Origin of the sequence: Bacillus haikouensis, from assembly GCF_013179555.1 — a bacterium.
In the GTDB taxonomy this organism is placed as follows: Bacteria; Bacillota; Bacilli; order Bacillales; family Bacillaceae_B; genus Rossellomorea; species Rossellomorea haikouensis_A.
The window spans coordinates 1-11,784 of record NZ_JABMCR010000133.1 but is presented as its reverse complement, the minus strand read 5'-3'; the positions used below and the strand labels follow the sequence as shown (position 1 = coordinate 11,784).

Here is an 11,784-nt window from a genome sequence, read left to right as displayed (position 1 = left end):
CTACTAAGCCATTTGTTTTCACACACTGCCAACATCATACCATATCTTTTTATTAATAGGTAAGTACAAAACCCGTTGAAAACCTTTAACGGGAGAGACTCTTTATATACCGCTGTTACTTTCATGGAAGACTTCGCTTTTGCTGGTGGTTGGTGATACTCCTTGTCATTGCGTGGCATCTGTGGGGTCTCAAGGGGCCATCTTCCACTCCAAACAACAACTGTATCAGGCTATAACCCACTGCGAACTTTACTCGTTTGCCATTTCTGCCCTCTTCAAGCAATTTCATTGACCGATTCACAAAAAAAAGAGGCTGCACCTCAGATGGTGAGCCTCCTTTTCATATTATGTGCGATCTGTTTTGTCAGAATCGTCTTCAGTGATCGTATCTTTTGTATCTGCTTCGATCATGTTCTCTTCATTTTTCTTCTGGATGTTTACCTTTACGTCGCCTTTTGTCTCTTTGTCAGATTCATACGTGCGCTCTGGTAATGTACCGTGATCCACCAGATGCTTGATTTGAGCAGCATCGAGTGTTTCTATGTCCAGTAATGTTTTGGCTATGAGTTCAAGCTTGTCGCGATTCTCTGTAAGAATCTTCCTTGCACGTTCATAGCTTTCTTTGATCAGGCGCTGCATTTCGTTGTCAATATCCTGGGCGATGGCATCTGAATAGTTTTGTTCACTATTGATGTCACGGCCTAAGAATACCTGACCGCCTTGCTGGGAACCGAATTGAAGCGGTCCGAGCTTATCACTCATTCCGTATTCAGTGACCATTTTACGTGCAATTCCAGTTGCACGCTGGAAGTCGTTATGCGCGCCAGTCGATACTTCACCGAAGATGATTTCTTCAGCGACACGGCCACCGAGCAGGCCTGTGATTTTATCAAGAAGCTCTGGCTTCGTCATAAAGTAACGATCTTCCTTTGGAAGCATAACGGCATATCCGCCAGCCTGCCCGCGGGGAACGATGGTTACTTTATGTACCATATCCGCTTCATCAAGCACAACCCCGATTACAGTGTGACCCGCTTCATGGAATGCAACGATTTTACGTTCTTTCTCAGATATGACACGGCTCTTTTTGGCAGGTCCCGCGATGACACGGTCCGTTGCCTCATCGATATCGCGCATATCAATCTTCTTCTTATCTTCACGGGCGGCAACAAGTGCTGCCTCGTTCAGAAGGTTTTCTAAGTCCGCTCCTGAGAAACCTGGGGTTCTCATCGCGATTGCTTTCAGATCAACTGAATCATCAAGCGGTTTGTTGCGGGCATGTACTTGAAGTACAGCTTCACGACCGATTACATCCGGGCGGTCCACCGTGATTTGTCGATCAAAACGTCCTGGACGTAATAGTGCAGGGTCGAGAATATCCGGACGGTTTGTGGCAGCGACGATGATAATCCCTTCGTTCGCTCCGAAACCATCCATTTCAACGAGCAGCTGGTTAAGCGTCTGCTCACGTTCATCGTGGCCTCCGCCGAGACCTGCCCCACGCTGACGGCCCACCGCATCAATTTCATCAATGAAAATGATACAAGGTGCATTTTTCTTCGCATTTTCGAATAAATCACGAACTCGGGATGCCCCGACACCGACGAACATTTCGACGAAATCAGAACCACTTATTGAGAAGAATGGTACTCCTGCTTCTCCCGCTGCAGCTCGTGCAAGTAATGTTTTACCTGTTCCCGGAGGACCTACTAACAGCACCCCTTTAGGAATACGTGCACCTATTTCAGAGAATTTACGTGGATCCTTTAGGAATTCCACAACCTCTACAAGTTCCTGTTTCTCTTCATCCGCTCCTGCTACATCTTTAAAGCGAACCTTCTTCTTCTCTTCGCTATAAAGCTTCGCCTTACTTTTACCAAAGTTCATGACACGGCTGCCGCCGCCCTGCGCCTGGTTCAGTAAGAAGAAGAACAGAATGAAAATGATCACAAATGGAATGATCGTTGTAAAGAACGACACCCATCCGCTTGTCTCTTTGGCCTGTAATACGTTTACATCAATATCCTGCTCAGAAGCTACTGTATTGATTTGGTCCATTAACTTGCCATCGGTAGTAAGGACATAGGTTAAGAAGGATTCTCCTTCTTTAGCACCTTTTAACTCTCCTTTTACCTCATATACACCTCTTCCAGGCTGAATGGAGAATGATTCAACTTCTCCTTTTTCAAGCTGGTTGATGAAAGTACTGTATTCAATATTTTTGGTTGGCTCGTTGTTGTTACTAAAATAACTCACCACACCTATAATGACTAAAAAGACCAGTAAATAGAATATGGTGTTACGAAAGATCCGGTTCATCCCTTACCTCCTCCCACGGGTAAACAAACTAACTAAAATAGTATCATAGTAAATCATGGCATTACAACAAATAGGGCTTGATGTTTTGCAATAAACCAATTAGAATATTCCTCTTTAGATTACTCTTATTCCCCAGTTGTATACACTTCAGGTTTCAACACACCGATGTACGGCAGATTGCGGTATCTTTCCGCGAAATCAAGGCCATAACCGACGACAAATTCATCAGGGACGATGAACCCTACATAATCTGCCACGATATCTGCTTTTCGACCAGTCGGCTTATCTAAAAGAGTGACAATGCTGATTGACTTTGCTTTACGGTATCGGAACAGTTCAACTAAGTAGCTCAATGTCAAACCGCTGTCGATGATATCCTCGATGATCAGAATGTCACGGCCTTCAACTTTGGTATCCAAGTCTTTCACAATCTTCACTTCTCCGGAAGAAACAGTGGAATTCCCGTAACTTGAAACATCCATGAAATCCATTTCCATATGAGTATCCATACGTTTGCACAGATCAGCCATGAAAGGCATTGCTCCTTTCAATACGCCGATTGCCAAAGGAAATTTATCCTGGTATTCCTCTGTAAGCTGCGCCCCTAAATCTTTGATCTTTGCCTGTAGCTCTTCCTCTGAAATCAATACCTTTTCAATATCCTGATTTAACAATGTTCAACTGCCTCCTAGAAGATGATTGCTTTTAAATTGTAATACTAAACTATTTTCCCGGGCTTCCCCTGAATCGTAAATTGACTTCTTTATTCCGGGCACCCAAAGGATCTTGTCCTCCGAGTCGACGACAACCGGCCATTCTTCACGTAAATGGCGGGGAACTTTTTCGTCAATGAATAGCGATTTAATCTTCTTTGTTCCATCTAACCCTTTGATTTTCAATCGATCTCCGGTCTTCCTCGTACGTATGAATAACGGAAGCGCAACGTCTTCACGATCTATGTACACGCGGTCACCGTTACAGTCGTCAATATCCGGTAAAGAATCGTGGAGAACAAATTGAGAACCGCTTGGAAGTGTGAGGGTTTCATTGACCTTTAACTCATAACAAAAAGGGGCTTGACCAGACTCTAATTTCCCAAAGTGAAAATAACAGGTGTGATACGCCCTTGTTACACGGAGTCCCCCAGGTAAATCCAAGCTTGCATTAGGTGATTTTCCTTTTAATATACCCAATACACCATAAATATGTATAGTCGATAAAGAAGATGGTCTTTGTTTGTAAAGATAGTTTAATATTAGATTAATCCCTCTTCTTTGTAAAGGCTCAGCCATTGCAAGGAAGCCTTCAATTTTGAGCGCAGTGAAAACCTCTGTGTTATTCCATACCTTATTCAACTTTTCCCTCGTTAATTCCTCTAAAAACTCTTCATCTTCTGTTATTTCTTCACTAAATTGTTGAAATTGATGATGAACGAGCGGGTTTTCTTCTTTTAAAAAAGGAATGATGGTTCTCCGGAATCGGTTCCTTGTATAAAGATCCTTATCATTACTGGGATCTGAACGGGGAGAAAGATGGTGTTTCCTGCAATAGGCTTCAATCTCTGCCTTCGTGACAGGAAGAAACGGCCTGATGATCTGACCTGGAGGGAATTCACGCCTGTACGGGATCCCGGCCCGGGCTTTTCCGGCAGAACCTCTGGTCAGTTTCATCAGAATCGTTTCTATCTGATCATCCCCATGATGGCCCAATGCAAGTTTGTCTGCAGATACAGCATGCATGATTTCTTTGAGGAAATCATATCGAACGGAGCGCGCAACTTCCTGCAGGCTGCCTTTTTTATCTTCTATGATTTTCGAAACATTTATACTTTCCCCATAAAAGGGAATCTGCCGCTCCGCACAAAAATGCTTAACAAAAAGGAGCTCCTGATAAGATTCCTCTCCTCGAAACATATGATCGAGATGAGCAGCAATCACCTCGGCTCCCCATTCTTTCCTGTTCACATGTAGAAAATGAAGCAATGCCAATGAATCCGGACCACCGGAGACAGCTGTCACAATCCGGTCTCCAACTTCTATTAACTGATGGCGTTGAATGAAATCTTTTGTCGCATTTCCTAACATGTTCTCTTCCTCTTCCCCGGTCATTTTCCCTTATTGTATCAATTTCCCGGCAATGGTACTACCATTCTACATGAGCTCACCGTAGATATATAAGATATACAGCATCGAGACAATCATGATCACCATCACCGTCTCAAGGAAATGACTGGATTTCTTCCGTTTTTGCTGTTGTACTCTGCTCCGTTGTGAAGAATGCTGCCCCGGGGAAGGGGGAGGTGTCTTCTTTGCCCGGCTGGCGGCGCTCGCAGTGCTCCCGCCATGAGAGATACTCTGCAATAAATGATTTCTCATTTCATCTGCAGATCGGAAATTCCCTTCCAGCGCTTTTTCAATGGTAGACTGAAACTTGTTTAATTGATCTTTTGCTGAAATGGCCTTTTTCAATTGTTGTATATTCCCGTTTCCCGTCTTATTGAAACGCTGGGGATAGGCTAAATTGATTAAGATCATACCAACCGAAAAAAGATCATAGGTAGGTTCTGCTTTTCTGGAACCGCCAAGCCAGTATCCGCGGTCAAAAAACTCGGTGAACTCTTTTATCGCCCTGCCTTGAATGGTTGTTCCACCGACATCGATACAGCGTATCCTGTAGGGAGGGCCTGTGACAATAAGGTTTTCGGGTTTGAGGTCGCCGAACACCCAGCCTTCGTTATGAATCCGTTCCAGGTCCGAAAGAAGTTGTGCAATCAGCACCCCTGTCCATGCAGGTCCTTTCGATTGTACAAAACTTAATAGATTCACGCCCTGTATATATTCCATCGTATAAAAATGTATTTTCTGTCCTCTCGTCTCCCAATCGTCCACCTGATGCAGTTTAGGTCCAAGAGGGGTTCCCTGGACCTTTGAAAACGACTTTAATACATTGACTTCAGATGTGATGGAGACATTACTGTCACTCATCTTTAATGCCTGGTATCCGGACGCACCCTGCACAAGATATACCATTCCGTTGGCACCGTACCCCAACTCTTTCACAATCGTATAAATATGTTTATACCATTTCCCTCTTATTACAGTCCCTGGTGCAAAATTAAATGGTTTCTTCGAAGTATTGTTCATCATCGCCACGAGAGAGCAATCCCCTTAACGAACGTTTTTTCTTGAAGTAGGTCAATGCTTCTGAGATTGCCGGGCCTGTTGGAGTAATGCCGCCTGGAGACAACTTAGAGAAAATACTCGTAAGTGTTTCGAGCTTAGGCGTCCAATCCAGCAATTTTTCGACATCTTGTCGTTTCCCGGGAAATACAAATACCGAAAATTTATTATCTCCCATTCTAGCATTTAAGCTTAAAGAGAGGTCCAGCAAAGCTTCTTTGACTGTCGGAAGTTTATGTTTCATGCTTGCAGACGTATCGACAAGAATCAACACTTCCATGTCCACAGACTCTCCCAATTCATCTACCACTTCCATTACTTCCCCGCGTTGATCAGGAGGAAGTTCTTCCATCGAAGAGGATTTCCCGAGAATTTGCTTTAATTCATTATTCACTACCCCTTGCAACGTTTGAGTCATCGCTTTCCTCGTTACCATCTGGACGGTTTGGGAAAGCTGCTGGGCGTAGACGATTTGACTGACACCGCCCCCGGATAATGCAATTCCCTCAATTTCCTGCATTCCATTATCATCGATTACATCATTATCCATTACCCCGATGACGTTTACTGAGATTCCCTGTTCTTTGGCAAGGGCCGCCATCGCAATTGGATCTTCCCCTTGATTCGAGCATCCATCAGTTATTAATAGAATTTGACGAAGTGTACCTGTCTTCATCAGACTCCCCTCCTAATTCAAAAGATGTTATCATCTTCGCCGAACTAAGAGGGATTTATACTTCATTTCACTATTTTTATAGAAGTGCCCACCGCCCTTATGAGATCCGTTTCTTCTCTTTTTCTTGTGTTTTTTGTATAGGGATAGATGACCATTTTGGAATATTATGTTTGATTTTCGATACAACGATCGTCATGTCATCTTCAATGATTCCCGAACTTGAACGTATTACTTCCTCCATCAGGATATCCGCCACTTCCTGCGGTGCATCGGTTTCGAGTTCCTTCACTTTACGTTTCATCCATAAATCATAATTCTCCACATGCTTTGGTCCTTCAAATGCACCGTCACTCATCATGATTAGCAGATCACCCGCTTTTAACTGCTCGGATACGACATCCACGTCAAAATCGTGCTGCAGCATTCCCATCGGCAGATTGCTGGCTTCTATTTTCATCACTTTATCTCCGCGTTTAATAAAACTCGGGGTAGATCCGATTTTCAAGAATTTCGAGGAAGCATTTTGAAGATCGATCATGGCTAAATCAAGGGTTGAGAAAATTTCATCATTCGTCCTTAAAGAAAGGATCGAGTTCACCGACTTTATCGCTACCTCCTCTTCAATTCCCGATTCCAGAATTTTTTTAAGCAGTCTTAGTGTTTCATTGCTTTCATAATGGGCCCGCTCTCCGTTCCCCATTCCATCACTGATCGCGACTGCGTATTTTCCGGCACCCAGCTCAATCATCGAATAACTGTCCCCGGAAACAAGTCCCCCTCCTTTAGCGGCATGTGATACCCCGGTATCCACCACAAATTTCTTTGCCGACCTGAATGTCATCTGACAATATCCATTTGGAAATTGAGCACAATCCTCCTTATACACCACAATGTTTTCCCCGAGAATATCCGATAACATCGGAGCGATCAGTTTTTCTCCCTGGCCGTGGCCGCCGCAGTAAGGGATCATCATATCGATGTCCACATTCCCCTGTTCCAGATTATAAATTTCAATATTCTCAATCTCTATGCCAAACTCATTAATACTTGTAAGGATCTGATCCTCCTGAATATGATGATTTTCCCTTTCTCTTTGAATCTCCTTTGCGAAGTTGCCCATGACTTCCGAGACCCCCAGCAACTGATCCGCTACTAATTTCCTGCTCTCCTTCACTTGTTTTTTAAGCTTAAGGTTGGCCTGGTAAAATGTCAGTTCCTGATAAATCGTATCCTGCAGCTTTTTTTCTTTCGTACAATGCTTGTCAAGCTCCCTGTGAAGACGGGGGGACAGCGGGATTTTCCCTTGATCGAACTCATTCATCACATCTTTCATCAGATTATAGGTTTTATCAAAATTCCTTGACCAGCACTGATCCTTTTTAAAGCAGGTCTGACATGTCTTTTCTGTGACATTGCTCAAGAAATAATCAAATTCTTTATCTTCCTCCTCTTCGAAACGATCTTCTATTTGCTGAAAGCTGTTCGATAAAGCCTGAAAAACAGAAGAAAACTGTGTGACCCTGTTCGCAGTCACGTCCCTGACTCTTCTCATATATCCCTGCTGCTCCTGCTGGTATTCGGGGGTGCCGGGAATATGTTTGGCGATTTTAATCGCTAAGCTCTGCGGTGTCAGGAATAGCAAGAGGATCGCCACTCCCGATTCATAGAGAGTTTTGGTCAGAACTGTATCACTATCTCCGTACATTCCCATAAGCAGGGTAGCGATTAACAAACCGATTGCCGCTCCGAATTTCTTCCCTTCTTTCATTAATCCGCCCAGAAGACCAGAAAAAGCAAGCAAACTCATTTGAAAAAAGCTCGCGACATTTGCCAGGCTGAAGATCAGGCCAGTTACGACCCCTACTGTAGAGCCAATGGTAGCTCCGGCGACAAATGAAAATAGCAGAACCAAATATCTTGATAAAATATGTTCGATGGACAGGCTGTATACCGCCCAGCCGATTGTACCCGTCATAATTGAAGCAAGCAGAATGATCAGGCTGACCACTTCTTCTGTTTTAAGTGAACGCCTCCTGCGCTGTACGGTGACAAGCGGGACGCTCTGAATGAAAATGTAGGTTAATAGAAACGCGAGGCTCGCTTCGATCATGGCCATCACACCATTGTAAATTGTCAGGACCTGATCCTGCTGAATATAATTAAATGCAAGCTTGACTCCCACCACCGTAAATAATACATAAAACGCTACATATTTAAGTTCATTTTTATGATACTTTTGTGTTAAACGAAAGATTACTAGGAATATAATTGTGCTTGCAAACGTATAACTGATACTAGAGAAAGATAATGTGACCGCCCCGGCAAGCAGACCCAGAAGCGCAATCGGTGATTTTTCCCGCCGGACAAGATAGACAGATGCAAAGAACGGAAGTGCAAACGGAGTCAAATGCGATAAAATGAGCGCCCTTCCTAATAAAAATCCGATAATGAACAGCGCAATTCCCTTTTGGACAAACAGCCATTCCAATTTGGAATAAATCGACTTTATCCCTTTAGACAATTCCAGCTTGGTGTGCTCAATGTCTACATTTTGACCAGGTTCTATGGTTGTCTGATTGGCTTTACCCATGTAACAAACACTCCCCATTTACTTTTTTGTTAAGTATAAAGGGGACAAGCTTAAAAGTTTGTCAAAATGAGGGAATGAAGCCTAAGAATGTTTCGACGGCATTCTATTCATTCTATTATAATATTCAGAAAATTTTAAGTTTCGTCCTGTGTTTTTTTGTCAATTACCTTCTAAAAATCAGACGCAGACTGACATGAAGGAATTTTGACAAATTCTTTTATTATTTCTGTTGACAAGAATTTTGTTTCTATGTATCATAGATTTTGTGCTTAAAACACATATGGCGGTGTAGCTCAGCTGGCTAGAGCGTACGGTTCATACCCGTGAGGTCGGGGGTTCGATCCCCTCCGCCGCTACCATATTGCATGGCCCGTTGGTCAAGCGGTTAAGACACCGCCCTTTCACGGCGGTAACACGGGTTCGAATCCCGTACGGGTCATAACAGAAATGCGTAAGCGCCTTGGTCCGCCGCGACAAGCGTTGGAGGTCCAGCCTGTGAAGTTTGACTTCATTGGACGAACCGAAACGTCTCGAGGGACCAGGGCTGGACAAGAAAAAGACTATCCACTGGATAGTCTTTTTTATTGCTTCTTTTCGCATACTTTGATTTTCCACACAAGCAAATACCTGATATTGATTAATTGCTCGTGATCTCTTTTGATCTTATCCTTGAAAAGAGCACTTGAAAAGTGCTTTGTCAGACAATGGGATATGTTACAAAAACAACAATATTTTAAGAAACACCCTTATTATTACGCTTTTTCTTTATATAGTGCCTCTTCAATTTGTTTCTGATGGTGTTTGTCATGCCAAATGAAATCTTCAAAAAACTCGTTTAAAGTATAGTGGTGATCATCCACTTCAAACGACTGCACCAGCCGCTCCTCATTCAGAGACTCTATATAATGAAGGATCGACTTTCTTGTTTCAATACCTTCCTCGATTAACCGTTCTTTCTTCACCCCGTCATGAGCATATTTGGCAGCTTCCAGATTAAACGCATCGAATTCCGGGAATGAGGGAAGGACAACTCCATCAGAAAGGTTCGACAGCACTTTTTCAAAAATATACTCGTCCCATTTTACGATATGCGCAACATTTGCAGCAATCGACCATTTCCCTTCTTCCATTGGTGCGTACCATTTGGTTTCCTGTACACCCTTTAGCTCTTTCAGCCAAGAAATAAAATAGTCATGATGATTGATCATTTCTTCTTTGTTCATGTCATTTCCCCCATCTATGTATTTATAATCTGTATTCGATGAAAGGGAACGAATATCCTTTTTTATGTATGTTGATCTCCACCAGAAGCTTCGAACACGTTATCATACCGGGAACGCGGCGAAAAGCGAAATAAATTGAAAGTCAGCAAGCTTTCCAATACCGGATGATTTTATATTCTGGATTTTCATCCTTTACCATCAAACTCTTAAACAACTTCTTAGGATTAATATCAAATTGAGTGAAAAAAAATAGTTTAGTAACCTCGTTAACAACTTTATTATTATCGAAAATTTGTTTAAGGGTATTTTTATTATCAATACAAATTCCTTATAACTGAAAAGACTTTTATATTACGAAGTCACACCTCCTTATAATCAAAAAAATCATCAATCATTATTCACCTGCAAATAATCAAAAAAAGCACATTCATCAATGAATGTGCCTGTTCCTGTCTTACAACCTGCTATATTAGTTAATAGACAGCAAGTTAACCTCTTTTCGCTCCTCTTCCGCCACGTCGGGATTCTGTGTTCTTCTTTAAAGATGACAGACGATCTTCACTGTCTTTTAAAAAGCGTGCCATCTTTTGCTCGAAATTCTCCTTTGGACGTGTATCACTTGGTTTGTTGTTACGCGGACGCTGAGGGCGCTGTTGGCGCTGTGGGCGTTGTGGCTGGTCTTTGGCTTTTCGGATGGATAAACCGATCTTCCCGTCGTTTTCAACATTAATAACTTTTACTGTTACTTCGTCGCCAACTTTAAGGTGTTCATTGATATCCTTAACATAGTTGTCCGCAACCTCACTAATGTGCACTAAACCAGTCGAACCTTCCGATAACTCCACAAACGCTCCAAAATTTGTAATGCCTGTTACCTTACCCTGTAACTTGCTGCCTACTTCGATTGACATAAAAGAAATGCTCCTCCTTAAAATGATAAAAGATAAACCTTACTTTATATTATAGCCAATTAAAAAAAAGAGTGTCAATAAGACACCTCTTCTTCTTCCTTCTTTTTCTCCGGTTCCGGGATATTGAAAATTATTTCGCCATCATCGGATAAGAAATAATCACGGCGTGCAAGCTTGGCGATGTATTCGTCGTCGTTAAGCTTGACGATCTCTTCTTCCAAGGCACTTTGATGATCTTTCAGTTGTTCCATTTTATCTTCAAGCTGCGCTTTTTCTGTGCGTTTTTCTTCTAACATTTGGGCTCTGGAAATGAGAGTCGAGATCATGAATCCACTAATTGCCAGCACTAAAACGAAAAACAGGGACAATCTTCGAATCAAACGCTTTTTTCTCTTGGATGAAGACTTATGTATATGCTCTTGGTGGCGAACATATTCATTTTCCATAGGCGTTACGTTTTTTCTCATTCCCAAACCTCCTTTTTGACTAGAGCAGCGATAAGGTGAAATACCGCTATTTTTTATAGCGCTTTTTCACCTTATCTATGACTCTATATATTTTTTTGATATTGACCTCAATAATTCCTGCCATTTTATTATATAACTTCTCGACTCTTTTTGTAAGATGATTCGGCAATAAATTCCATATACTTTTAACAATCCACCAAACCGGACGGAATACGAGCATAATCGCCCATCTTACTATCGAATAGACCATCTTCAACAGGAAGGTTACGGTTTTCAAGAGACCCTTCGCAATAGAAAAAACCAGTGTAATCATTAGAATCACTAACCATTTTATCGGCGAATACACTAACTTCTTTACCATGGAAACCAGTAAATTATACAGCGATATGAAAAAATGAATCAGTTTTTCAAGCAAGTGA

Annotated in this window: 9 protein-coding genes, 2 tRNA genes and 1 pseudogene; 2 read left to right on the top strand and 10 right to left on the bottom strand. The window is 42.3% G+C overall.

Features of this window, described 5'->3' with window-relative positions; genetic code table 11:
* Positions 1 to 345: 345 nt before the first annotated feature.
* From ftsH to spoIIE, 6 genes are all read right to left on the bottom strand, one after another.
* Positions 346 to 2,319 (bottom strand): ATP-dependent zinc metalloprotease FtsH, encoded by a 1,974-nt coding sequence (gene ftsH / locus HP456_RS13520; RefSeq protein WP_172251929.1) that lies wholly within the window; start codon positions 2,317 to 2,319, stop codon positions 346 to 348.
* 125 nt (positions 2,320 to 2,444) lie between these two features.
* Positions 2,445 to 2,993 (bottom strand): hypoxanthine phosphoribosyltransferase, encoded by a 549-nt coding sequence (hpt, locus tag HP456_RS13515; protein ID WP_172251927.1) that lies wholly within the window; start codon positions 2,991 to 2,993, stop codon positions 2,445 to 2,447.
* 3 nt (positions 2,994 to 2,996) lie between these two features.
* Positions 2,997 to 4,403: a tRNA lysidine(34) synthetase TilS gene (tilS, locus tag HP456_RS13510; protein ID WP_172251925.1), complete on the bottom strand. Its 1,407-nt coding sequence runs from the start codon at positions 4,401 to 4,403 to the stop codon at positions 2,997 to 2,999.
* Between the two features lie 66 nt (positions 4,404 to 4,469).
* Positions 4,470 to 5,465: a serine/threonine protein kinase PrkT gene (gene prkT, locus HP456_RS13505; RefSeq protein WP_172251931.1), complete on the bottom strand. Its 996-nt coding sequence runs from the start codon at positions 5,463 to 5,465 to the stop codon at positions 4,470 to 4,472.
* On the bottom strand, positions 5,434 to 6,174 hold the full coding sequence (locus HP456_RS13500) for a VWA domain-containing protein (protein WP_172251915.1): 741 nt from the start codon (positions 6,172 to 6,174) through the stop codon (positions 5,434 to 5,436). Before HP456_RS13500 ends, prkT begins: the two co-directional genes overlap by 32 nt.
* Positions 6,175 to 6,271: 97 nt before the next feature.
* Positions 6,272 to 8,764, bottom strand: a complete 2,493-nt coding sequence (gene spoIIE, locus HP456_RS13495) for a stage II sporulation protein E (RefSeq protein WP_172251913.1) — start codon at positions 8,762 to 8,764, stop codon at positions 6,272 to 6,274.
* Positions 8,765 to 9,046: 282 nt separating this feature from the next.
* Between spoIIE and HP456_RS13490 the strand changes: the two genes are divergently transcribed.
* Both HP456_RS13490 and HP456_RS13485 read left to right on the top strand, forming a co-directional pair.
* Positions 9,047 to 9,123 (top strand) — tRNA-Met (locus tag HP456_RS13490).
* Positions 9,124 to 9,131: 8 nt separating this feature from the next.
* Positions 9,132 to 9,203: transfer RNA gene (locus HP456_RS13485), tRNA-Glu, on the top strand.
* Between the two features lie 313 nt (positions 9,204 to 9,516).
* Here the strand turns inward: HP456_RS13485 and HP456_RS13480 are convergent.
* From HP456_RS13480 to HP456_RS13465, 4 genes and pseudogenes are all read right to left on the bottom strand, one after another.
* On the bottom strand, positions 9,517 to 9,987 hold the full coding sequence (locus HP456_RS13480; RefSeq protein WP_172251911.1) for a DinB family protein: 471 nt from the start codon (positions 9,985 to 9,987) through the stop codon (positions 9,517 to 9,519).
* A 488-nt stretch (positions 9,988 to 10,475) separates the two neighbouring features.
* Positions 10,476 to 10,898, bottom strand: a complete 423-nt coding sequence (locus HP456_RS13475) for a S1 domain-containing RNA-binding protein (protein WP_172251909.1) — start codon at positions 10,896 to 10,898, stop codon at positions 10,476 to 10,478.
* A gap of 74 nt (positions 10,899 to 10,972) precedes the next feature.
* Entirely contained in the window at positions 10,973 to 11,365 is a 393-nt protein-coding gene (locus HP456_RS13470) for an FtsB family cell division protein (protein WP_172251907.1), read from the bottom strand.
* Positions 11,366 to 11,411: 46 nt separating this feature from the next.
* Positions 11,412 to 11,784: pseudogene (locus HP456_RS13465) on the bottom strand (spore cortex biosynthesis protein YabQ); the annotation flags it as partial.

Excerpts from the sequence above, each read along its gene's own strand:
- prkT (WP_172251931.1), bottom strand. The coding sequence starts at position 5,465 with ATGATGAACAATACTTCGAAGAAACCATTTAATTTTGCACCAGGGACT.
- HP456_RS13480 (WP_172251911.1), bottom strand. The coding sequence starts at position 9,987 with ATGAACAAAGAAGAAATGATCAATCATCATGACTATTTTATTTCTTGG.
- HP456_RS13475 (WP_172251909.1), bottom strand. The coding sequence starts at position 10,898 with ATGTCAATCGAAGTAGGCAGCAAGTTACAGGGTAAGGTAACAGGCATT.
- ftsH (WP_172251929.1), bottom strand. The coding sequence starts at position 2,319 with ATGAACCGGATCTTTCGTAACACCATATTCTATTTACTGGTCTTTTTA.
- HP456_RS13500 (WP_172251915.1), bottom strand. The coding sequence starts at position 6,174 with ATGAAGACAGGTACACTTCGTCAAATTCTATTAATAACTGATGGATGC.
- tilS (WP_172251925.1), bottom strand. The coding sequence starts at position 4,403 with ATGTTAGGAAATGCGACAAAAGATTTCATTCAACGCCATCAGTTAATA.
- spoIIE (WP_172251913.1), bottom strand. The coding sequence starts at position 8,764 with ATGGGTAAAGCCAATCAGACAACCATAGAACCTGGTCAAAATGTAGAC.
- HP456_RS13470 (WP_172251907.1), bottom strand. The coding sequence starts at position 11,365 with ATGAGAAAAAACGTAACGCCTATGGAAAATGAATATGTTCGCCACCAA.